This is a genomic window from Psychrobacter sp. H27 (assembly GCF_059072655.1).
The window spans coordinates 2,548,044-2,572,647 of the sequence record NZ_JCACRX010000001.1; the positions used below are offsets into that span (position 1 = coordinate 2,548,044).

Sequence of the window (24,604 nt, forward strand, 5' to 3'; positions counted from 1 at the left end):
TATGAGGCTTATTATGAAAATATCTAAGAAAAATCTGCCATTCATTGGTTTGTCATCGCTAGTCTTGCTCACATCATCGTTTGCAACGGCTGCTGATATGTCTGGTATGGATCATAGCGGTATGGATATGTCAGGCGATATGTCTGGTATGGACCACAGTGGCATTGACATGTCAGGCGATATGTCTGATATGGATCACAGCGGCATGGATATGTCTGGTATGGATCACAGTGGCATGGACATGTCGGGCGATATGTCTGATATGGATCATAGCGGTATGAGTATGTCGGGCGACATGTCTGGTATGGATCACAGTGGCATGGACATGTCGGGCGATATGTCTGGTATGGATCACAGCGGTATGGATATGTCAGGCATGGATCACAGCGGTATGGATATGTCAGGCATGGATCACAGCGGCATGGATATGTCTGGGATGCAAGGCGGGCAGCCGCCAGCCGATGCTCGTAGTCCAGACTATTCAAATGGGGTTCCCTACGGGCAGTATGGTAAGCCAATGATGATGGGCAGCATGCCATTATGGGGAGTATCAGTAGACGACTTGGGCTATCAGTTTGATGAGGATCAAATCAACTTCGAGGCGACGGGTTGGTATGGTACTGACAGTAATCGTATCAGGCTACGCACGGAAGGTAGTGCTCAGACTAAAGATGATAAAGAAATCGATAGCTTGAGCTCGCTTGCTTATTGGAAACCACTGAGCATTTTCTGGAATGGTGAAGCTGGTGTCGCTTACGATACTGAAAACGATAACGCTGCCCTTATGGCAGGTATTGTCGGTACCGCGCCGTATTTTATCGAAACAGATGCGAGAGCCTATTTATATACCGATGGTCAACTTCGTCTTGATTTAGGCGCAGAGTACGAATGGCGTTTGGATCAGCATTGGGTGGTCATACCGGAGGTGGGACTGACTGCCTTTAGTAAAGATGACCATGATAATGGCATTACCAAGGGCTTTAATGAAATGGAAGCCGAGGTTAGGCTGACTTATGAGACGTTCAGTCGCCAGCTAGCCCCTTATGTGGGTGTGAGTTATGAGACAGCGCTTGGCAAGGCTCGTGGTCAACGACGTCAAGAAAATGAATCGGTTGATAGCAGTAGTTTGACTGCGGGGGTCAAATTCTGGTTCTAATATTATTAAAATAATAGGGGATATACTATGAATGCTTCAGATCAAAACACCATGGATCATCAACAGGGCATGAACCCTTATGTAAAGTTCACTCTGATGATTGTGACGTCTACGATTGTGATGTACATCATGATGTATTTCAATACTTATGAATGGGATCATATTTATTTTAGTGAAACCCGAGCTTACATGGCGCTCTACATGGGTGCCGGTATGGCAGTGGTCATGTTGGCATTTATGACGAATATGTATAAGAAGACCAAAGTCAATTTAATGATCTATGGTCTAAGCGTATTGATGTTTGCTGTTGGTATTTGGGGTGTTAGATCACAAGCAACTGTCGATCAAGTCGATTGGATGCAAGCGATGATACCGCATCACTCGATTGCCATTCTCACTAGTAGTCGCGCTGATATTGAAGATCCGCGTGTACAAAAGCTTGCTGACGATATTATTAAAGCGCAAAAGCGTGAAATCGCTGAGATGAAGCAATTGATTGATGAGCTTGAATAACGATCTATACTGATAGGAATATTTTAAACAAATAAAATAATGGTCTATCAAATGATAGACTTAAGCATATAGGTCTTTTTATTCAAAGCTACTTTCACTACAGAATCAAAACATTGCTCATGAAAAAGCAATAAAAGGCTGAGTATGCATGGTTCACTTTCCCTACTGGCCTTCTGGCTGCTGCAATTGTTGTCTCTTTTAGTGCTTACTCCTATATCAAAATCTCTAACGCTTACCCGTCAGCTGGCGGTGCTGCGACGTACTTGCATCAAGTATATGGAGACTGTTTGACGACCGGTTTTAATGCTCTACTGATGTAATTTTCTATAATTATTGCGCAAAGCTTTCTGGCTCGGATGCTCGGGTCATATACCATACCGTTGTTTGGTAGTGACGAAAGCGGTGTATAGCATCCACCAAGGAGAGTCAAGATAAACGAATTGAATTCAAAAGCGAATACTTTAAGAATTGGTCCTGTGGGCAATAGCGTTTCTCTGTTTCTGCTCATTAGCTATCTCTTGTGCATAGGCTTTGGCCTACTCGCACCTGAGCAGATAAGCATGCATGAGGCTTGGGCACCGCTGCTACCTGGTTTTGAATGGCTGACATGGTCAGGTTTCCTAATTGGATTTGTCGAATCCTATCTTTATGGTTGGTATTTTGCGATTGTGTTTGTACCGCTATATCGCTGGTTTGCTAAAGCAGGATGAGTCTAGCGTAGCCATTGAATCTTCGGCTCAGATAGGTCAGCTATGCTGAGAAAGACGAACAGTGCACCAATCTTGAATGGGATCAAAAGCTAGCGACTTAGCCCTAAACTATCATTGCAATCAATAACGGGAACATAGTCATGAAACACGATACGACAAAAAATACTTCGGACAGCGAAGCCCCTGATTGCTGTGACAGTACAGCGAATACAGGCATAGAATCTAATAAAGATACCACTTACGATAAGGTGCCAACTTGCTACAGTGGAACCATTTATACCTGTCCGATGCATCCGGAAGTCAGAGACATTACAGATAGAGGCTGTCCCATATGCAAAATGTCTCTTAAACCTGAAGACACTGTTGCCGAGATGGTAGCAATGAAAGATGACCATGCAAGCTGCCATAGCATGTCAAATACCGATGCCCATCCTACTAAAGAGAGTAATTACGACAAAGTACCTGAAAATTATAGCGGAACCGTTTATACCTGTCCTATGCATCCAGAAGTGAGAGATGTGGAAAAAAGCGATTGCCCAATATGCGGTATGTTTCTCAAACCTGAGAACGAGGTTACTGATGAAGACAGTCATGCACACTGTCATGGAAAGGATACTTCTAACAGCACTGATGTAAAATCTATCAAAGGCGGTAAATACGACAAAGTTCCTGCTGATTATGATGGCACGGTCTACACCTGTCCTATGCACCCTGAAGTCAGAGATGTTGAGAATAGTGGCTGTCCAATATGCGGCATGGCACTTGAGCCTGAAACGCTTACTATCGGTGAAGAAGATACCTCAGAGCTCGATGATATGACTCGTCGATTCTGGGTTTGTACAGTACTGACTGTACCGCTATTAATATATGTGATGAGCGGTATGTTTGACGTAAACGTAGTTAATTTCAGTCAGTATGGTATCTCATCACAGATCTTACAATGGGCTGAGTTAGTGCTTGCGACCCCTGTCGTGCTTTGGGGCGCCGCCCCGTTTTTTGTCCGTGGTTGGCAGTCTATAAAAAGCCGCAATCTCAATATGTTTACTTTGATTGCGATAGGCGTAGGCGCTGCTTATATTTTTAGTATTGTCGCGACCTTTTTTCCCAATATTTTCCCAGACAGTTTCAGAGACGCTAATGGTCAAGTCGGTGTGTATTACGAAGCGGCAGCTGTCATTGTAACCTTAGTACTTTTGGGTCAAGTATTAGAGCTCAAAGCCAGAAGTCAAACTTCAGGCGCGATTCGAGCATTGCTTGAGCTCGCACCGCCGACTGCAAGACGTGTCGATGAAAATGGCAACGAAGTCGAAGTCTCGCTTGATGAGGTCGTCACTGGCGATAAGCTACGGGTTAAACCGGGTGAGAAACTACCCGTAGATGGTACAGTGATCGATGGCAATAGTAATGTTGATGAATCAATGGTAACGGGTGAGCCAATCCCTGTGTCAAAAGCACAAGGAGATACGGTTACTGGCGGTACGGTAAATGGCACTGGAACGCTATTGGTCGAAGCGGTCAATGTTGGAGCAGATTCGGTATTATCCAAAATTGTACAAATGGTTGCCGAAGCTCAGCGTAGCCGCGCACCTATACAGAAATTGGTAGATAAGGTAGCTGGGTGGTTCGTACCGATCGTGCTTATCTGCTCCGTCATTACCTTTATTGTCTGGGCGATATTCGGCCCTGAGCCCGCTATGGCCTTTGCACTGGTCAACGCTATTGCAGTGTTAATCATCGCTTGCCCTTGTGCTTTAGGACTCGCCACACCTATGTCGATTATGGTCGGTACTGGCAAGGGTGCTCAGAATGGCGTGCTTATCAAAAATGCTGAAGCGTTAGAGAGTATGGAAAAAGTCGATACTATTGTCGTCGACAAGACCGGAACACTGACCGCTGGTAAGCCCGAGCTTACTGCAATTGACGCGCAGGTAGGTCAAGATGAAGACGAGTTCCTCGCATTGGTAGCCGCAGTAGAAAGTGCAAGCGAGCATCCTTTAGCAGAAGCTATCGTTAGAGCGGCTCAAGAAAGATCACTCATTATTCCTAAAGCTACTGACTTTAATTCGACTACTGGCGAAGGCGTACAAGCCGTGGTCGATGGTAAGAAAGTCGCTATTGGTAACTCTAAGCTTATGGAAAGCCTAAATAGTTTTGATAATGAGCTGTCCATTAAAGCTGATGTCCGTAGAAAAGACGGTGAAACGGTAATGTTTGTGGCTATAGATGGTAAAGCTGCTGGTATTATTTCAGTTGCTGACCCTATTAAACCAAGCACCAAAGAGGCTATTTCACTGCTTCATGACGCGGGACTAAAAGTCGTCATGCTAACGGGTGATAACGAAAAAACCGCGCAGGCAGTCGCCAATAAATTAGGTATCGATGAAGTCCATGCCGACGTCTCACCAGAGGACAAAAACCGTATCGTCAAAGAGATGCAAGATAGCGGTAAATTGGTAGCAATGGCAGGTGACGGTATCAACGATGCGCCCGCACTAGCGCAGGCTAATGTTGGTATCGCTATGGGAACGGGTACCGATGTGGCGATGGAGAGTGCGGGTATCACCCTGCTAAAAGGTGATTTAATGGGCATTGCTAAAGCTTATAAGCTTAGCCACGCCACCATGCGCAATATCAGACAGAACCTGTTTTTTGCCTTTATTTACAATGCACTTGGTGTCCCAATTGCCGCAGGTGTGCTCTATCCCGTATTTGGGCTTCTACTTAGTCCAATGATAGCAGCGGCAGCTATGAGCTTGTCGTCATTCTCGGTGATTGTTAACGCGCTTAGACTACGTAGGTTGGACTTGTGATATGAATGTTAGGAAAAATTGTCAAAACGTAATGCCCAATACGGGTTTTATTAGAATTTAAAAATAAGGATACTGTTATGGGTAGTTTTTCTATTACACATTGGCTGATTTTGTTAGTAGTCGTAGTGGTTGTATTTGGTACCGCTAAGCTCAAAAACGCGGGTAAAGATTTAGGCGGTGCGGTAAAGGGCTTTAAAGAAGCGGTAAAAGATGAAGAGACCGAGCATACTCGCAAAAACCGCGCACTTAGTCATGAAGGCAATCTGCCAGTACCAGATACTGACTCAAATACACAGGCTGATGATATAGAAATCAACCCTGCTACCACTGATAATAAGCAGAAAGTATGAAATGCGCCGCTATAGATGGCGATACTCAATAGCCTATTAATTAATATATTTGTCTGTTATGTTTGATATCGGGTTTTCCGAGTTACTCTTGTTTGGCGTCATAGCCTTAATCGTATTGGGCCCAGAAAAACTGCCGCAGGCCGCACGTACGGCTGGGCAATGGTATGCCAAACTGCGCCGTACAGTATCCATTTTACAGTCTGAAATAGAAGCTGAGCTTGATCTGGCTGAAACGCGCCAACAAATGCAAAATGAGCTTGCAAAAATCCGTCAGACTGAGTCAGATATGAAGCGTGAACTAGCAGAGATGCGCGGTAGTATGCAAAAGTTTGAAGACTCGCAGAATCAAAGCTTAGACGCTTCACATCAACCAACCGATCCTCATCAGCCAAATATTTCTTCTTCACCTATAGAAAAGGTGAATGAATGAGCTTATTTAAACGCCAAAAAAATCGACAAAAAAAGTTAGCGGATACAAATATTAAAGCCCCAGACACTGCCCATAGTGATGAGGCTGATAATGTGCTGAATGCGCTCAGTGATATGCCTATTACTGAACACTTGATTGAACTACGCAAGCATCTCATCAAAATATGCGTAGCCGTTTTGATTGTTTTCTTAGCATTGGTAGGGTTTTCGCGTGAACTCTACAACCTTTTATCAGACCCTCTAGTTGCACAGTTGCCTGCGAACTCGACTATGATTGCCACTGACATTACCTCAAACTTTATGGCACCTATTCGCTTGACAATTTTCGTTGCTGCATTTGTAGTGATGCCTTATATTCTGTATCAAATTTGGTCATTTATAGCTTCTGGCTTATATAAAAAAGAGAAGAAAATTGCCATTCCTGTGCTGTTTTCTTCGATATTTCTATTTTATACGGGTGTTGCCTTTGCCTACTTTGTGGTACTCAAAGGCGTATTAAAGTTCTTTATCCTATTCGCTCCGCAGAATGTCATACCTATGACCGATATTGATAGTTATCTGAGCTTTGCACTCAAGTTGTTTATGGTGTTTGGACTGACTTTTGAGATTCCAGTGGTTACTTTACTATTGATAATGTTCGGTATCGTATCCACTCAGAGTCTAGAGAGTAAGCGCCGATATATCATTGTTGGTTGTTTTGCTGTGGCAGCTGTAGTTACACCACCCGATGGTGTCTCAATGCTATTGCTAGCGATTCCGATGTGGCTACTGTTCGAGTTAGGTTTGTTTTTAGCAAAAGTGCTAATCAAAGAAGAGCATAAAACTGTTTAACCTCGCAAAGTAGCTATGGCGCACAATGACTATTTTATAAAACAACTATAAAAACAACCTTATCTTAAACATTTCAAATACCTTTTTTACTTTGGCTGTCTTCTAAACCTTATCAGCATACCCACTAAACTTAGTAATGAGATTTAAATGGAACACCTAAGCAATAACCAAGATAAAGTGAATGACAATCTTGCAGATCAACTTAATAAAGAGTGCTATTGCCGTACTTTAGATCGTAAAGTACTTAATACTAGCCTTCAAAATCAATTGTCAGACACTAGAGACAACCCAATAGGAGCTAATGAGCTTAATAAAATTTTTTCAGCAACACCGGTGTTTGTCCCCAAAACAGAGATAGAGACAATGGTGCGAATTGTCGCAGCTATTGAGTCGGCTGCTAGACTTCCATCTTACCAACAGCAAGTATTGTCATGGGCACCCAAAATTGCTGCTTTCGATCCAGGGCCAATAGGAGCCTTTATGGGTTATGACTTTCACTTAGGTAGCGATAGCCCTCAACTTATTGAGATCAATACTAACGCTGGAGGCGCATTTTTAAACGTAGCACTTGCCCGCGCACAAAAACAATGCTGCCACCCTTCCGAGCAAAGTGCTGATACTACTAAAATGCTTGATGGCTTTGAAGAAGCCGTCACTAACATGTTCATACAAGAGTGGCAGCGACAATCGGCTACTGCCATGCCTAATCGCATAGCTATTATCGATAATGATCCCAAAAGTCAGTTCATGTATTTAGAGTTTCAGCTGGCTTGCCGACTACTTCAAGCTAAGGGCATTGATACCGTTATACTTGATCCGTCTGAAATTAACTATGTTGATGGCAAGCTGACAGCGCATGGTAAGCCCATTGATATGATCTATAATCGGTTGGTCGACTTTGCATTTGAAAACCCTAACCACGCCGTGCTTAAAAGTGCCTATCTAGAGGGTGCGGTAGTAGTAACGCCTAATCCTCATGTCCATGCTATATTTGCGAATAAGCGCAACTTAGCCTTACTATCCGATCCGCAAACTTTGCAGTCGTGGGGACTAGATAATGATGATGCAAAATGTCTAGAAAGGGCAGTGCCAACTACCAAAATGGTTATAAAAGAGGATGCAGCAGAGTTATGGCGTACTCGGGGACAATTGTTTTTTAAGCCAGTTGCTGGATATGGAAGCAAAGGCGTCTATCGCGGTAGCAAGCTCACTCGACGCGTTTTTGAGAACATTCTGGATGAGGATTATATTGCACAGACCTTTATACCTGCTACAGAGCGATCAATAAAAATCGATGATGTTGTGACGACCAAAAAAGTAGATATACGTCTTTATACCTATGCAGGACAGCTGTTACTAACTGCTGGGCGTATCTATCAAGGTCAAGCGACTAATTTTCGCACACCAGGGGGTGGATTTGCGCCTGTTTTCCAAGTGTGATCATTTGGGTTTGGCTTTTAAGCAGTGTTTACTATTTGGATTATTCTAAGTACTAATGCAATAATCAAAATATCATGCTGAACTGGAAAAATGATGATTCAACTCTTTATTCATTACTTTCTGCATCAAAATAATTGGCTTAGGATTACTATATCCGATACTGAATAAAAGGGATACGTTATCTTATGAGGCGAAACGGGCATAAGTTTTTCTGGCTTATTGTGCTTACACCGATAGGAAGAAACAACTACAGTTGATAGATAGAGCGTGGTAATCTGTGCCGTTCCTTCGACTATAACATGACTTTCTTGAAGAGGGTAAAAAGTGGTTCTGGCAATCATAATGGCAGCGATTCTGATCGCTGTCTGCACGACAATACATTACGGCGCGTTAAAGTTCTCGTCACAGTTTGTGACGCCGTCTCGCCGTCTAGGACACTGTCTTGGGGTCGCAGTCGGCTCAATCGTACTTGCCCATACGTTCGAGGCGTTGCTCTACGCTGCTGGCTTCTGGTTTGCTGTGCACGACCTTGAGGTCGGTAACCTCGTATCGTCCTCATCTAGCGATGGTAGCTCTCTTAATTTTATGGACTACTTTTACTTTTCGCTAGTCAACTTCACAACGCTTGGGCGAGGCGATCTCATGCCCAACGGACATCTACGATTCATGACTGCTATGGAGGCTTTCCACGGTTTCCTATTGATTACAGTATCCGGAACCTTTGTTCTTCAGATCATGAGTGGTAAAAAACCCCTTTCAAATTAGCTAAACGCCCTCTCAACGATATATCGAGCAGAGTTTCATACCTCAGGTCAGGTCAGGTCAGGACATGGATGTTGACTGTTCCGGAAGCGCTTTGAGAGAATGTGGTTGTCTTTACTCGATCTACTCGCGTTCGGTACGCTTCGAAACCAGCCACCTAAGGAACATCCATTTGACAGCGTAGATTAATATTATCGGAATGACCATCCACTGAAAGAGCGGCAACGCACCTATGCTTAGTAACGGAACATCAGGCATCAGACCACTATAATTCCACCTTTGGCCAGCTCCAGTTGCCCAGTATTCAAAGAGTATTGTCACAATCAGGCCAACGCCAAGGTATATCGATAAAGTCGACAGAAGCCACTGCTTTGAAATCCAGAACCAGTCTTTTACAAACAACGCCCCAAGCACGTAGGCGCCAAAGGCAATATTGGCATCACCGAAGGTCGCACGTGTACAAAGCCAGACCACCTCCCAGTGGCTCGCTTCTGCCATGCCTGAGAAGAACGGTACCTGTGCCATCTCCCAAAAAAAATGGAGAAAGAAACTTACGCTCCACACCATCAGGGCAAGCACAGCTAACGCTGCTGCTCGGCACGATTGGTTTACAAGAGTCATAATTCCTCCAAAAATAGCCATAGCAATAAATACAGTTGCATGTTTACTCGTTCCTCATTACCAGACCGAGTTACCGTTTACTGGCGTCTCTCAACGGTAGATTAGCATGTTACCTGCTGCGCGTGTTTATCACGGTCAGATGACCAACTTCCGTATGCCAGGTGGTGGATTCGCGCCTGTCTTTCAGGTGTGAAGGTATACCTCAGATCGTGTATGATACTCTTAGAACACTTTCTAAAACACCCTCTTAAATCGGAAAAAGCGATGACTCAAACCGTTATCCATTATTTTCTACACTTTGGTATGCCGTTTATCATCGCCTATATGTTTTTTCGTAGTGACTATAAGCGAGTTTATTTGATCCTATTAGCAACCATGCTAGTTGATTTAGATCATCTGCTAGCGACACCTATCTTTTCGCCCAATCGTTGTAGTATTAATTTCCATCCGCTACATACTTATTATGCGATGGCAGTATATGCGGGCATGTTGTTTTTACCAAAGCCCTATAAGGTAATTGGTTTAGGGTTATTACTACATATGTTGACTGATTTAAATGACTGCATAATGACCTATATTAATTGTCCGCAGTGTTTGAGTCAGGCTCCTGCCCGTGAGTTGGTAGCGTGGTTAGGCAGAGCTATTAAGTTTTAATACGGTTGTGAATACATCCCTTTGTATCTCTCTCATAAATCATCTCTTTAATGACTCCTAGAAGTAGATATATCGCTATCCAATCCTGAATAAGTCCTCGCATTAGATCGCTTGTGTTCCAATTCGAGGATTAAGGTTGTCTAGCTTGTTACTCTAAGCTTAGTGAGATAGCTCTGTTTCTAATCAGGCATAGCGGAAAGAACTAACCGCTACTTCTTTAGTTTAGTATGACTATTCAATGTGCCACGTGTTGTATCAAGCAGATCGGCGACGTTATTTAATAAAATGTAATCTTTTGGGGTTTTTGATTCCCTATTGAATATTTCACTCCATATCTGACTTTTATACTCTTGCGTTATTGTTTTAAGACTTGGATACATAAGCCCAGGTTTAGCTAACGAGAGTATTGATATTGCTCGGATAAAGTCCATGTATATAAAGTCAATCACATCCTGATCAAATTCTTTCTTAACTTGTTTCTTATGCTCAGGCTTAGAGTCTTTTTTAGAGGTTTTATAACTTAAGAAAATAGTGTTGTTGTTATTAAGATCTTTTAGGTTAAATACAGGTAAAAAACAACCACCAATGAGTAAATACTCATTCACATCATTATTCACTAACGATACATTATGAATAGGTACACTGTTATAACAATCAAACTTAGTATGCATAGATTTAATATAGGCTTCTTGACCACCAATTAAGTAGGCTTTCACTATTAGCTTATTTAGTTGGCTAGCCAACGGATGAAGACTAATTTTAGTGCTATTGTTAATGCTGATAGACTTTGCTGACAGATTCATGGCTTGTGATCTCCTAAATTAATTCTTTGCCCTATCATAATGAAAGCGTAATGACAGAAAATTTGTAAAGTTCTAACGGTCCATTGCTTGATTGGGAGATTTGATTTCTCTCTATTATTAAGCCTAGTCTGCTCAGTTTGGCTAGATAGTGATAATTCAGCACGGATCTTCTTTTTGTATACGTTGCCGTTCAATTTATCTGCTACATTACAATTTTTTATTTGAGATGAGGCAAGTAATTTCATTACAGGTTGCCATTCCTTTTTATCGTCATCTTTAGCTTGTGCATAATGGTATATTTTTAAATTAATATTCTTCTTTAAGACTAGTTGTCTCAGTATTTGTATATAACTATATAGATCCAGAGCTTCATTAAAACTAATATGATTTTTGTAGTATTGAGAGTTCGTAAGCGTAAGCCCTACAAACTGAAGCATAGGTTCTCGATTGTCTTTTATCTTATATAAGTCACGAAATTTATTGGTCATCTGCATGAGCATGTGGTTGTCTTCAGCATACCTATCGAGAACTGGTAATAAACTCCTGTTATCATCAGAGGCAAACAATCTGGAATTACCGTGTGTGGTTTTAAACGCAGAATCGTTTCTGAGCCGTCTAGCATTCTCAAGCCACATTTCAAAAGTATTTTGATCAAGTTTATAAACATCCATTTTTTCCTTGAAATCTTCCTCTCTATTATGTACCTCTAGAATCTGACGAACTTCATCGAATGAGTATCTTTTTGGCTTTGTAGATTTTTTATCTGCTCTCTTTAGTCGTTTACTATGTTTTGGTTTAGGCAGTGGTTTAAGTTTGAGCTTGTTAAGCAGATAGTCATTAACTGCAACAGGTGAAGCGGCTAACTGCTTTTTCAAACGTCTAGGAATGCTTATTAATTCATGGTGTTTAGACGTTAGGTGGTAATCCATATGCCAAAGTAACAATCCAATCTGAATGTCAGTCAAATGAACATAAGATTCAAAAGTGGTACTAGGACTGGCATGACCAGCAACCCCTGCTAAGGCATAGATTTTTTTGTATTGTAGTGATGTCTCAATATAAGCTAATATTTCACAAGACTTTTCTTCGTCATAAGGTAATAGGTCTTTTAAAGCCTGAGTACATTTGTGTCCCTTAAAATTATTAGCTTGGTCATACATAAATGACATTAATTGAAAATTAGTCAAAAAGCTGTGTCTTAGATGATGAGTCGTAAGATGAGGAAGTCCTGTAACAGTTTTAATTAACTGAGATAAAATTTTAGATAAATCACTGGCACGATAAGCCATACCCGCTTGGTTAGCGATTAAGGTGTCACCTTTACCCTCACCACGAATAAGCTCGACTTTTCTAAAAAACAACATATCTGAATCTGTCAAAAGTTGTTCTAACAACGTCCGTCTTAATGCAGAACCCGTTTTATTATTACCATATTTGTTGTCACGCACCTCTAGATAAGCTGAAGTTATAGCCACATCTTTTAATCTAATCTTAACTATCTCACCTATTCTAAGTCCACAGCGTTGACCTAAAATCAGAGCGAGCTTTACCGCTTCTAGCTCATCTTTAGTCATTTCAAGATTGTCAGCACTGCTAAGAATAGCCTGAAACATAGTTTCTGAAAGATAACCTGTCCTATGATGTGCTCTCTTGGTAGACGAAAGAGGTGCAATAGGTTCAATATTATGTTGATTAACTAAATATTCATGAATCTCATCAATACGAGTAGCAATAGTATTCTTAGCGTCTTTTGACTTCCCAAGTTCAATAAGTTCGCTATAAAATTGAATATAATCCTCTTCAGTGTGCTCCTCAAGAGCAACACCCTGCGTCAGAGATAACCAACGATTCGTAATAGTGCCGCTGTAAGTCTGAACACTACTTACTTTTTTGCAAGTTACTGTTTTCGTCAGTAACCAACCTACAATTGCGATCTCACTTAAAGGAGCATCGCTCGTGGATAAACGTTCATATAGCTGTTTGAGGCCAGCTGAGAATGTAGTCATTGAGATTTTTTCATCTTTATTCTTTTTGAATAGCTTAGCAATCTCGACAGTGATAGTAGGGTTAGCTTTTCTAGGCTCTACAACGACATCGTTATGATACTCAATGCTAGTAGTTACATTGGCAAGGGTCTCATGAGATATGTTAAAGATTAGAGACTGCCAATTGGCTGTTGACAGACCATAGGTAGAGTCCCAACCAATTAATAGATACCAAGTATGTTCTGGCAGATCTAAAAATAGATAATCTTCTAAAACATAGACTGCACCTATTAAAAACTTCTTTAAAGTCATAGATAGTTGGTTTTGACTAAGAGATTTAGTCATCTGCAATGTTTGGTATAGCTTATGAATATCAGTACTAAGCGATACCTTTTTAGTCTTGCCCTTTTTGTTATAGAGCTTAATTAAATAGCTCGTTAATGGCGATAAAAAGACTTTTACTTCATGTACAGCTGTTGAATCGTTGTAAGTGTTAGTATGGTAGCTATCGTCATCAATAATGAGTGTTGTCACAGGCAGTTCAAATATGCTTTCTATAGTTAATGATTTGTCACTGATGCGAGATATAAGCGTTTGTAATATTAGCTTTTTTAATACAGCACTATGGAAAATTAACGATAGCATTAAATCTGTGATAGTAAGCTCATAAGCTTTGCTAGCTATACCATCTATCCAATACAAATAAAAATCTAATATTTGTTGGTTTTCAGAAAAGGTTACTTCATTTCTAAAAGACTTTGGACGGTATGAGGTAACAATAAGCTTTGGAAAACCAATATCAATGTCCTTATTTTCAATATAATCTTGACAGCACTTTACTGCTTCGTTATATCCTTCTACATAACCAAGATAGCCCTGAAAATGTTTGTTTTCTAATAATCTTTTATCAAGCTGCTCCCACATAGCATTAAATATTGTTTGAGGATCATTTGATGCAATAATTTTGTCAAAATCTATAGACTCTCTAACTATTCGTTTAGACAAGTTTTTACGCTTTAAGGTTTCTTTGCTTCTATTCTCTGCACGCTCCTTGATACCTGATTTACGCTGAGCCATTAATTATTCTCCAAATAGATAATTTTAAAGCCGTTATACTCAAGTATTTTATTAAGCTCATAAGCAAACCTGCGCAACTCACTTCTTTTAAGACCACTATGCTTATCGTAGTAATCGAAACCAAGTTCATCAGCATGCCCCATCCAAGCTCCAATAACATCATGACCAAAACTATCAGATAATGATGAACTGCTTTTAGCAGAAAAGATTCCAACTTCTGGGCTTTTATATGAGCGTATAAAATGACGATGCCAGTTTGACGGTAACTCTAAAATCCTAGATAGTCTTTCTTGAATAAATGTTTGAGTGAGACTGACTTCAGTAATAGTATTAGTTTTTTCATCCAGCTTTAGATAACTGATAAGTCCAATATTGCTAGCAAGAATATTTGAATAAATATCGCATAGACTATTATCTAGATTATTTAAAATAAAGACATTTGTCTTTAAATACTTGATGTACTGCTCAATCTGATGATTTGCTATATCAGGTAGATAAATATATCTACCTCGAGTATGTTGGCGGTTTTCCTTGTCGCTGATGAAATATTTCTTGGTTCTAACATCTATATCTATAAGCCTACCAAAAGGTTCACGCACTGGACGATAACCACTTGAAACCGATAGCAAAATATATAAGTAATCAGTAAAGGTATTATGTAGGTCAACTATAGATCTAGAGTTTAGGGTATTCCTATCTAGCAATGAAGAATTGATCCGAGTGATTAAATCGCTAACTATAGATGTTAAGCGGCCTTCTTGTACGGCTAAAACACTACCTATCTGTTTGTCCCAGTAATTTATTTCTCTATCATCAGGTAATTTAAAAAATAGATATTCCTGATTTTTTTTTGATTCATCGTTGACCTTATCAAATGTTATTTCATACAAATGCTCATTAAAGTCGTCCTGGCAAAGGAATAAATCTAGTTGGCTAACATTGAAATAAGGAAGTGCCGAAGAATGGTGTATTGGTTTACTAATTAGGACATTGATTAAAGCGTGATCTCGTCCACTGTGTATAAGGAAGTGCTCTAAATAATTCTTAATTTTATTAATAGTTAATCTAGTTTTGCTTTTCTTATTTAGAGCTTTTAAATTTTCATTAGCCTTGTTTCTAATTTCTTCTAGATCCTTTATGCTTATGTCATGTAATAGATAATAGTGTATATCACCAATAACGGTAGGGTAGATAAGATGAAGGATGGAACTATTTTCTGCATATAGTTTAGAGTCCCAGCTTTCTTGAGCTTTACTACGAGTAGGTGTGAATTCCAGTGGATACCGATAGCACAGGTAACTCTTCTTTAAATCTTCGGATATTAATAATTGAGGTCTACCTGTCAATAGAACTATTAGTAAATACAAAGAAGCTTGATGGTCCAGATCATATTCAATATTTGAAGGTTTTTTTTCGCTGTTCTCATTATCATTTATCCTTCTGAGATCTAAACTCATCAGATTTCTCAGCAAGTATTTGACTAAAACCTGTATTTCATCAGCATGTGCAACATTTACATCAGTTACCTGACTTAAAGTCCGTTGATGTCTACAGTTAACTTGTTGTTCAGCTCTAATTTTATCTAAATAGTAGTTTGTAGGCTGCTCGAAACTGACTTGTTCAAATGATTGCTCTTCATCGTCTTGTCGTTCTCGATCTTCAAATCCGTTTTCTTCGCTAGTATTTTCTGATATGTAGGTAAGATCGCTAACGGTATTACCAGTGATGTCATCCTTATCTTGTAAGATAGTTATAATCTTATGAGTCTCAGTCGTTACTCGGGTAATACCTGAGTCATTTTTAAAGTAGTTTTCGAGTGGTAGGATATACTCATACAGATATTTGGCTATACGTTCGTTAATCTCAAACTGAGCATCGCTAGAGAATAATGAAGCTCCTGCGCTTAATAGCTTATTCTTATATCTTCGCACCTCTAATTCGAATGTTTTTGGAGATCTATTTAGCCATCTAGTGTAGTTATCATCTTCTTGCGTTTGAATAAGACGCTCTTTAATATCTTGCAGATTTTTCGACTGAGTGACGTCTGGTAAAAACGGAACTAAAAATTCACGAGTTTTGTTCGTTAAAAATCTGCATTCATCGAGCGTAGTTTCAATTCGACTATCATAGTCAGTTAACTCAACCATCCTTAAACATAGAAAAAAGTAGACAGCACGGATAGTATTTATTTTAGACGAGTCTGCTCGATGGATTAAAAAGGTAATTAGATAGAGCTCTTTTAAATGCAGATGAGGCTTTCTAATATTTTCTAAAAATACTTTATGAGCAATTCCATTTTCGTATATCTGTAATTCATGCGTCTTCGTCAAATTACTATCCACATCTAATGTTTTTATCCATTCAGACAATGTTCGATACTCATCTTTCAATTCTGATCTAAATTGCTCAGGTAAGGTATCTTTTAAAAATTTTAGCTCGATAAGTAATATTTCAAGATCATGGCCATTAGCGAAATCAAGGAGATTTAGCTTCAACCAATCCTTAATATTTGTAGAGTTACTATCTTTACTAGCCATTATTCTGCTACCGTTACAAGGCATTCAAATAACTGTAGCTTCATTAATGTAAAGCATCCAGCATTAAAATCGAAAAAAGACATCTATTTGGATGTCTTTTTGTTAAACATAGGTATTTTCATGGATTTTGTATTATACCTCGCTCTATCAGTAGCTTATCTAAAGCACTCCCATCCTGACGAGTTAGATTGGGCACATAACGTGAATACACTGTGAATAACATTGTAGTGCTGCTATGACCCATTTGCGCAGCAATCCACTCAGGAGACTCGCCTGCAGCAAGCCAAAGAGTGGCAGCCGTATGTCTACTTTGATAGGGATTACGTATATCAAGCTCTAGATATCGCAATAACGGATACCAAACTCTCTTTGTCACATTGCGATGACTCAAAGGAGTACCTGCTTTTGTACTAAAAACAAACTCACTTCGATGTTTAGTCAAGCTCTGCTGCTCAATCAATGCATCGTAAACCAGTTGATTCATGTGGATAATACGATTAGAGCTGGAAGTTTTAGTGTCACCTATAACACCTCCAACAATTGCTTGATCAATAACGATTTGTCTACGTTCAAAGTCAATATTTTTCCACGGTAAACCGTCAATTTCACCTGTCCGCATGCCTGTAAAAAACCGTACTGTGAAATATGGCTTATAGTCTACTCTGACGTTGTCAATGATGAGCATGACTTCCTCTAAGGTAAAAGGACTAACATTACTTTTAGGTACACTTAGTGGCTTTATATTCTTCCAAGGGTTCTCAAAATCAAAACGCTCAGATGCTTCGGTAATCACCATACGTAATGGCGTCATAATGTGGTTGATTCGAGATGCTGATAAAAGTCGTCCACTATTTCCTTCCTTGACTAGATTACCCCGAAAAGCCATTATTTTAGCTTTGTTAATGGTATTTAGTGGCACATTGCCAAAATAGGGAAATAGATAAATCTTAAGTATGTTTTCTACATTAGTTATCTGAGAGCACCGCCATTCCGGTTTTTTTTCCTCTAACCAAACTCTGCTAAAGCAATCAAATCCTGAGCTTGAGTCCTTATGGCTATTCGTTGATCTCATGAGCTCTAAGCTTTGAAACTGCTCAAGCTTTTTACTCTGCGGAAAATAGTTTTCATATCGAAAACTACCTAGTTGAATCTCTGCTTGCATTTTACTAACGAAATTTTCTAGACGCTTTCGATTAGGCTTAGTGTCTGCCAGTAAGGTTTGCTCTCTACAACGTTGGCCTATGTATCGGAAATCTACATATAGGTTGCCATTACGGCTATTGATACTCGCCATGATTACGCTCCCGCTGCAAATGGAATGTTATCGTCGTAGCCTGTCAGCATTAACTCTTCAATCTTTTGCCATATGAAAAGAATTTTTCTACCTCCAAATGGTTTGATGTAATGAACGCCCTCAATGAATACCGCATCCTTAAGTTGATTGCGTATTGTCTTGCTGTCATATTTAATACGTTGTGACAGCTCTTCGGTTGTTAAATAGGTATAACTCATAGTAAAATCCTTACTAAAGATTAAAGTGTTATTATCTAATAGCTTTATGACCTGCTATAGAACATAATTTACACTAAAAATCATCTTTTGCAAGACATTTTTATCTACAGTAGGTTATTTTATTATGGAGGAGGTTATGGTGAAATGTAATTTATCTAGAATTATGGGCGAAAAAAGACTTAAGATTGCCGATGTGTCTAGAGATACAGATGTCAACAGAGGCACAATCACACGTATGTATAACGAAGAAGCGACCAGAGTGGATCTAGAGGTAGTAGAAAAGCTATGCTTATATTTGGATATTGAAGTGGGCGACCTTTATGAGCTAGTTAAGGAAGAAGAATAAACTTTCCTCCTTTTAAAATTCAAGATAGTGCTGCGCTTATCAGTTATTACACCAAATAATACGCAGCAATATAGTTTCTCAAATGAGTTAAATGTTCTATTAAGTAATAAAAAGTTCTATAGAAGGTTATTTTGAGTTGCATCAGCTCAAAATATATGTATAATTCAATCTGTAGGGAGTCATTACGACTAACAGAAAGAAATATTAATCTACAGGAGATTATACATGAACACCTTTATTAAATCGCCGCATGCTTCAATCTGGTTAAGCGCCGAAGCGATATCGCTATCTACCAAGCTTATGGTAAATCTGCAAATACAACAGGGCTCGCAGTTAGCAAGAATGCTAGGGGTTAACCCCCTTTTCTACAATGATGAAGCGGTTAGGATATGGGTCCAACGTGAGCTCAATGAGGGGTTAGTGCTAAATCATTATGCATTAACGAATCTTGAAACCAAATTTTTGGCCATTATGAATCATTACGAGATTCCTTATTCGTTGTGATTACTATCAACTATTTGGTTTGGAGATAACCATGAGCTTAAAACTTATTTTTAGCGCCAATGCAGATCAGTCCGACATACAACTATGTGAAGACTATTGGGCATACGGGCATGATGGATGGTATGTAGAGCATATAGAAATGCTCTGTAGACAGTATAGTGTTGATTATCATGTTTTGTTTGGTGTATTAGCAGAGTGTCAGGCTTACTTAGATGATGTGCACTGTGAGTACTGTGGACGGCCGTATCAACTTGATGTACCAGCGGATATACCTTATATCAGAAAACGATCATCTTGGTTCTGCGAATCATGTATTAGCTTTGCTGGTGGTCAGCTTACAATGGGCAGGTAACAATTTGAAATGTACTTGATAACCAGATTGCTAATGCTCTCTGGTTTTTTTGATTAAGGATTTCTATATTTATCTTCTCTAAACATTCTTTCATGCTACTATTTTCAGTATACTGATATTAGTGAAGGTAGTTCAGCTATGGCATTAGAAGGTGGTGGGTTTGCAGATAAATTCGGTAATAGCTACGAAGAATTTTGGGTTGCTGAGCAATTATTAAGACTAGTTGAGGAAGAGATAACCTCCGTAACTGTAGAGCCATTAGGTGAAGATGAAACAGGCGTAGATTTGATTGTTGAAAAATCAAACGGATCTAGAGAGTTTCATCAATGTAAATCTAGTCACAATAATTCGGATGTATGGACCTTATCATCACTAGAGATTTCGGGTGTATTGATAAAAGCCTTTAATCAAATACAGAGAACAGATTGTACCTTTAAAGTCGTATCTCCATTATCATTCACTCAGCTATCCCAACTAAGTTTGAGCGCTAAAAATACAACATCTAATCCTCAAGATTTTATTGAACTTCAGGTTGACCAGAGCGGTAAACGTCGAAAGTTATTTGAAGATTTGTGTCATAAGTTAGGTTTAAACATTAATGTAGAGATTGATATTGCAAAAGCTATTCAGTTTTTGAAAAATTTTGAGGTTATTGCTTTTCCTGCTAACTCTGAATCTCAACGTAATATTATTGGAAAAATCGATAAGAATTTTAGTAGTAACTCTAATAACATAGTTGACTACTTAAAAAATTATCCCACTGATAACAATTTACGCTCATCAATTACATCGTTTCAGCTCCTCGAAAGTATGAAAGGCCAAGGTTTTAACCAAAGAATTTATGAAAACGACACAAGATTATTCCCTATTATAGAGCGTGTTAATCAGGCTTTTCGAGATTCAATTACACCCTTTTTAATTGAAGGTAGTTTAATTGAGCGTTCTGAAATGGCAAATTGTATTGACTCAATAGATAACTATCCAATTACCTTGATTAAAGCAGAAGCGGGTATGGGTAAAAGTGCTTTTCTATTGCAGTTGTGCGATGAGATGCAAAAGAAGGGTCATATATGTCTACCAATACGATTAGATCGAAACCGTCCTAAAAAAAATGCAGATGCTTTTGGAGATGATTTAGGTTTTAGCCATTCACCTGTATTTAGCTTAAATAAGTTTGCAGGCGCTAAAAAAGCTATTATTATTTTGGATCAATTAGACGCCATACGTTGGACAGCTAGTCACTCAAGCAGTGCTTTACAAGTCTGTCAACAAATTGCGTATCAAGTGATTCAACTAAGGAAAGATAACTATGATATTAGTCTAGTTTTAGCTTGTAGAGACTTTGATTTAAACGAAGATATTCAATTACAAAGTTGGATTTCAAGTCTAAATAATAAAGTAGCGCATATAACAATAAAAGAGCTATCTGTTGTAGAAGTTAAAAAATTACTTTCACCATACGAAAATTATGACTCGTTATCACCTGTCAAGCAGACTATTTTGAAAATTCCAATATGGTTAAGTTTTTACATACAGCTTATAAAGAATGATCAGGGCAGCCTCAATTTTAACAGCAAAAGCGACCTTATAAGTTTGTATTGGGTTGATAGATTGAAGCAACTAAACAATGCTATAAATGATTTAAGTTCGGCTAACACCATTATTGATGACTTTATAGAAAAAGCAAGCCGAGAGATGCAGTTTTCTATATCAATTAACGCTTTATGCAGTCACAATCCCAATGTTCTTGAGGCAATAATATCTGTCGGTATTTTTAATAAGACAGGTAATCAGGTTAGCTTTCAGCATCAAGCACTATTCGATTACCACTTGGGAAAACGCCTTTTTGATATTGCTCGACAGTCAAGCGACGACTTTCTTAAAGAAATTGGCTCTAAGTCTGAACAAACACTAATACGAAGAGAGCATATCAAATATGCCTTAAAACTATTATCACAATCCAGACAATCAGTGTTTTGCGAAAATATTTCAGCATTGTTTGATAGCTCCGAAATTCGTTTCCATATCAAGTACTTAGCTATAAATATGGTTGGCGAGATCAAAGTTATTAAAACGCCTATGCGTAATTTGATTACAAGTCTTATAAATAATGAAGAGTTAAGTCAGCCTTTTATTGACCATGCTTGTTTTGGACATTCACAACTAGTTACGGTGCTTTCAGAAAAAATATAATTTCCAGATGGCTGAATGGATCTGACTCGGAAATTGGTTTGGCTATTCGATTGTTAAGCTCTATAGCTGACAAAGCACCTGATATTGTTTTAAAAGAAATTGAGCCATTTATCGGTATATCTGAGGAGTGGAATAATAGATGCTATTCTGCTTTGAGCTGGAACATTCAAAATGATTCAGAAAAGATGTTTGAAGTACGCAAAAAGCTTTTACAACTAGGTTGTGCAGTCAATTACATTGATTGGAATGAGTTAGCAAAAAGCTATCCGAGAAAGGCGATTGATTTAATACAGTTAATTTTAGAAGGTTATAAAGAAGAATTAACAGACTCGAGTCTGGATATAAAGGAGTCTGAAGAGTCGGTTAAGCATCTACACCGAAAGGTATGGAGAGAAGGTCAAATCGAAGACTTAGAAAGTATCTCAGAAGCTCTGCCTTACGATGTTCTTAAAGAGTTAATGCTTCAGGTCTTCGAAATAATTAATAGCTCAATTAATGAAAGCTCTTATACAAGAATATGGCTCTACAGCGCAAGACATTCATTTAATGAACATAGAGATTCTTTAGTAAGAGGTGTATTAGGTATTTTTTTCGAAGCAGGTAAACAGTATACAGATAAACCAGATGAGCTATTCAATTTACTGACGTTATATTTAACGAATAAGCATCCAGTTGTAGAGCACATTATTGCAAATCTGTTGCTCAATCTACCCATTGGGTATTCTGATCAAATTATTAAATGGCTCCTAGATAATCCGACTACTAGGTTAGCTTGTGGGAATGATTATGAAGAGCCGAGATGGGTACTGGCTGGAAAATTGATTGATAAATTTTCACCATATTGTGAGGACGAGATTTTTAATTGCCTTGAAATTGTAATATCAGGTATCGGGCTTAGTAAAGATCTTGAGAGTATAGAGTATGCGTTGGAGATGAGAAGAAAATTTGGAAACTTTTGGACAAGTTATTGGGGAGAAGCTCAATATTTCTTACTTAATAAACTTGATGATAATCGTATCAGCAAAAAATCCATAGACTTATATAATGTTTTACAAAGAAGATTTAAAGGTTGTAGCGATACTTATTTTTATTCATATGATTCTTCATATGGTGGTGCAGTTGTTTCACCTATACCACAAGCGAATAAATTATCTGATAGAGCATGGACAAAGCTTATACTCACAAACGAAGAACGTTTCAGTACTTGGAAGATGAAACCTTTAGATAGGGGGAATATTACAGAATCCAGTATACGCGCATTTTCTAATAGTCTAAGTACAGCTGTAAAAAATGAGCCTGAGAGGTTCGCAAAACTATCATTAACACTGCCAAAAAATATCAATGAGAAGTTTATTGAGAATATTTACTATGGACTGGCAGATAACAATTCATCTAATTTAGCGGAAGATTTTAAAGAAAGCTGGCAACCTTGCCTATTAGACCTTCGTTACAAAGTTATTAGACATTTTGAAGGTTTTGATGAGAGTCAAGCACTGACAAGATTATTAACAGATACTCCAAAGATTATAGACCATCCTGATATGCTAGATAAGCTTATTGATATTGCTCTTCACTCATCCAATCCGAACAATAACAAGCTCAATGTATATGACCCTCAAGAGGGAGAAGGTGCTGAGCACACTACTGCTGAGAGTCTAATGCAAAATTCTATAAACTGTTATAGAGGGATTGCATACGGTGGTATTGCCAAAATATTTTGGGATAATGAAGAGTATGCACGGGATAATCTGAGTTTGATTGACTCTGCTATAAATGATCCTCATCCAGCTGTAAAAATAGTAGCAGTCAGATTATTGACTCCTTTCTTAAATTACGACATAAATTATGCATTGCAAAGGTTTCTAGATTTATGTAAATCTGACTTAAGAATGAGCTGTGCTTATGAATCTTATAATTTTTTTAATTCAGCTTTCATAGATAAATTTAAAGATCAGTATATAGATTTAGTTAGACTTATGCTTACTTCTGAGTACGAAGAGGTTCGTAGGCAGGCTGGCACACAAATTTTCGCCCGTTACTTCTTTAACGATTTATTTGCAAAAGAAATATTCTCTGTTTTAATGGCTGATGAGTCAGTTAAGCTAGGTGTTGCTCAAGTTTTAGTTCAACTTCTGACCACGGATGATTATGCAGAACAAGAACATAAACTAGTTGAAGTATATAGGTCCTTACTTAACGATGATTCACAGAAAGTAAGAGGAAATTTGCTATCTTGTATTCGAGAAAAGAATTTTTGGAATAAAGGTATTACTGAAGAACTAGTTGATATATATATGAACTCTCAAGTAGTGAACAAAAAGCTATACCATTTATTTTACGCTTTAGAAAACCATGTTTTATGTTTAAGTGATTTTAAAAGTATGTTATTACAGTTATTTATTGAAATAGCTACAGCCAGTCTATCTGATGAAACTAAACAAATTGTTTACAGTGAAATGGATAAATTAACCAAAATATTGCAGAGAATATATGATGAAGCGGTCGATGATGAGGATGATGTTACTCTGAGTCTATGCTTAGATGTTTGGGATAATTTATTAAAGTCAGATAGCTATGAGGTGAAGCGAGCAACTAGGTATATTGAAAATGGGTTGCTAAGTTAGCGATTAACTACCTCGACAATGGAGTCGATAACCATCACCGACCTTCAACAACCTTGGTCACAAAATGGTCACCGTTTGGTCACCGAGCAGGTGGTCACCAATTTTTAAAGGGTAGAGTGCATGCCCACAAACTTATCGCGATTATGTTATTAAAGAGTAGACTGCTTCTTAAGGGTTGATGAAGACACAATAGCTAGGCTTTATAGATAAAGGTTTTAAAGGAAATTATAGACACAAAAAAACCTCAAACAATATAATGTTTGAGGCGAAACTTGAATAAAACTTAAGCTATAAATAATGGTGCGCTCGGCGGGAATCGAACCCACGACCCTCGGCTTCGGAGACCGATACTCTATCCAACTGAGCTACGAGCGCATATGATAACGGTATGCCAG

General features: G+C 38.6%; 21 protein-coding genes and 1 tRNA gene. 15 read left to right on the plus strand and 7 right to left on the minus strand.

The window, feature by feature from the left end; translation table 11 throughout:
- The first annotated feature begins 13 nt into the window (after positions 1-13).
- The 9 genes from AC5JPY_RS10415 to AC5JPY_RS10455 all read left to right on the plus strand — a co-directional run bounded on the left by AC5JPY_RS10415 (position 14) and on the right by AC5JPY_RS10455 (position 9,004).
- Positions 14-1,156, plus strand: a complete 1,143-nt coding sequence (locus tag AC5JPY_RS10415; protein ID WP_493852418.1) for a copper resistance protein B — start codon at positions 14-16, stop codon at positions 1,154-1,156.
- Between the two features lie 27 nt (positions 1,157-1,183).
- Positions 1,184-1,669, plus strand: coding sequence for a DUF305 domain-containing protein (locus tag AC5JPY_RS10420; protein WP_290176789.1), 486 nt, complete (start codon positions 1,184-1,186; stop codon positions 1,667-1,669).
- A 476-nt stretch (positions 1,670-2,145) separates the two neighbouring features.
- Positions 2,146-2,379: a DUF5676 family membrane protein gene (locus tag AC5JPY_RS10425; protein ID WP_443526904.1), complete on the plus strand. Its 234-nt coding sequence runs from the start codon at positions 2,146-2,148 to the stop codon at positions 2,377-2,379.
- 140 nt (positions 2,380-2,519) lie between these two features.
- Positions 2,520-5,189, plus strand: coding sequence for a copper-transporting P-type ATPase (locus AC5JPY_RS10430; protein WP_290176788.1), 2,670 nt, complete (start codon positions 2,520-2,522; stop codon positions 5,187-5,189).
- A gap of 77 nt (positions 5,190-5,266) precedes the next feature.
- On the plus strand, positions 5,267-5,539 hold the full coding sequence (gene tatA / locus AC5JPY_RS10435) for a Sec-independent protein translocase subunit TatA (protein ID WP_240216650.1): 273 nt from the start codon (positions 5,267-5,269) through the stop codon (positions 5,537-5,539).
- A 58-nt stretch (positions 5,540-5,597) separates the two neighbouring features.
- Positions 5,598-5,969 (plus strand): Sec-independent protein translocase protein TatB, encoded by a 372-nt coding sequence (tatB, locus tag AC5JPY_RS10440; RefSeq protein WP_240216649.1) that lies wholly within the window; start codon positions 5,598-5,600, stop codon positions 5,967-5,969.
- Between the two features lie 113 nt (positions 5,970-6,082).
- The gene (gene tatC, locus AC5JPY_RS10445) at positions 6,083-6,799 is read left to right on the plus strand and encodes a twin-arginine translocase subunit TatC (RefSeq protein WP_443526905.1); all 717 of its coding nucleotides are present in this window, start codon (positions 6,083-6,085) and stop codon (positions 6,797-6,799) included.
- Between the two features lie 147 nt (positions 6,800-6,946).
- Entirely contained in the window at positions 6,947-8,239 is a 1,293-nt protein-coding gene (locus AC5JPY_RS10450; RefSeq protein ID WP_240216647.1) for an ATP-grasp domain-containing protein, read from the plus strand.
- Between the two features lie 342 nt (positions 8,240-8,581).
- Complete coding sequence (locus AC5JPY_RS10455; protein WP_371532716.1) at positions 8,582-9,004, plus strand: ion channel; 423 nt, start codon at positions 8,582-8,584, stop codon at positions 9,002-9,004.
- A gap of 120 nt (positions 9,005-9,124) precedes the next feature.
- Here the strand turns inward: AC5JPY_RS10455 and AC5JPY_RS10460 are convergent, their stop codons facing one another.
- Entirely contained in the window at positions 9,125-9,622 is a 498-nt protein-coding gene (locus AC5JPY_RS10460) for a hypothetical protein (protein WP_443526826.1), read from the minus strand.
- Positions 9,623-9,886: 264 nt separating this feature from the next.
- Here AC5JPY_RS10460 and AC5JPY_RS10465 point away from each other — a divergent pair, with 264 nt between their 5' ends.
- Positions 9,887-10,276: a DUF6122 family protein gene (locus AC5JPY_RS10465; RefSeq protein WP_290176786.1), complete on the plus strand. Its 390-nt coding sequence runs from the start codon at positions 9,887-9,889 to the stop codon at positions 10,274-10,276.
- Between the two features lie 209 nt (positions 10,277-10,485).
- On the opposite strand, the gene AC5JPY_RS10470 is transcribed toward AC5JPY_RS10465, so the two are convergent.
- The 5 genes from AC5JPY_RS10470 to AC5JPY_RS10490 form a co-directional block, all read right to left on the minus strand.
- Entirely contained in the window at positions 10,486-11,079 is a 594-nt protein-coding gene (locus AC5JPY_RS10470; RefSeq protein WP_290176785.1) for a hypothetical protein, read from the minus strand.
- Positions 11,076-14,141: a tyrosine-type recombinase/integrase gene (locus tag AC5JPY_RS10475; protein ID WP_443526827.1), complete on the minus strand. Its 3,066-nt coding sequence runs from the start codon at positions 14,139-14,141 to the stop codon at positions 11,076-11,078. The genes AC5JPY_RS10470 and AC5JPY_RS10475 overlap by 4 nt, the downstream gene beginning before the upstream one ends.
- Entirely contained in the window at positions 14,141-16,678 is a 2,538-nt protein-coding gene (locus AC5JPY_RS10480) for a hypothetical protein (protein WP_371532714.1), read from the minus strand. The genes AC5JPY_RS10475 and AC5JPY_RS10480 overlap by 1 nt, the downstream gene beginning before the upstream one ends.
- A gap of 118 nt (positions 16,679-16,796) precedes the next feature.
- On the minus strand, positions 16,797-17,972 hold the full coding sequence (locus AC5JPY_RS10485) for an Arm DNA-binding domain-containing protein (protein WP_371532758.1): 1,176 nt from the start codon (positions 17,970-17,972) through the stop codon (positions 16,797-16,799).
- 2 nt (positions 17,973-17,974) lie between these two features.
- Entirely contained in the window at positions 17,975-18,190 is a 216-nt protein-coding gene (locus tag AC5JPY_RS10490; protein WP_021813684.1) for a hypothetical protein, read from the minus strand.
- Positions 18,191-18,314: 124 nt separating this feature from the next.
- Here AC5JPY_RS10490 and AC5JPY_RS10495 point away from each other — a divergent pair, with 124 nt between their 5' ends.
- From AC5JPY_RS10495 to AC5JPY_RS10515, 5 genes are all read left to right on the plus strand, one after another.
- The gene (locus AC5JPY_RS10495) at positions 18,315-18,536 is read left to right on the plus strand and encodes a helix-turn-helix domain-containing protein (RefSeq protein WP_225735171.1); all 222 of its coding nucleotides are present in this window, start codon (positions 18,315-18,317) and stop codon (positions 18,534-18,536) included.
- A gap of 225 nt (positions 18,537-18,761) precedes the next feature.
- Positions 18,762-19,040 carry a hypothetical protein gene (locus AC5JPY_RS10500; RefSeq protein ID WP_371532712.1) on the plus strand — a complete coding sequence of 93 codons (279 nt, stop codon included), beginning with the start codon at positions 18,762-18,764 and terminating at the stop codon, positions 19,038-19,040.
- 31 nt (positions 19,041-19,071) lie between these two features.
- Positions 19,072-19,392, plus strand: a complete 321-nt coding sequence (locus tag AC5JPY_RS10505) for a hypothetical protein (protein ID WP_427568370.1) — start codon at positions 19,072-19,074, stop codon at positions 19,390-19,392.
- A 138-nt stretch (positions 19,393-19,530) separates the two neighbouring features.
- Complete coding sequence (locus AC5JPY_RS10510; protein ID WP_493852419.1) at positions 19,531-21,585, plus strand: hypothetical protein; 2,055 nt, start codon at positions 19,531-19,533, stop codon at positions 21,583-21,585.
- A 38-nt stretch (positions 21,586-21,623) separates the two neighbouring features.
- Entirely contained in the window at positions 21,624-24,209 is a 2,586-nt protein-coding gene (locus AC5JPY_RS10515; protein ID WP_493852420.1) for a hypothetical protein, read from the plus strand.
- Positions 24,210-24,507: 298 nt separating this feature from the next.
- On the opposite strand, the gene AC5JPY_RS10520 is transcribed toward AC5JPY_RS10515, so the two are convergent.
- Positions 24,508-24,584: transfer RNA gene (locus AC5JPY_RS10520), tRNA-Arg, on the minus strand.
- Positions 24,585-24,604 lie beyond the last annotated feature (20 nt).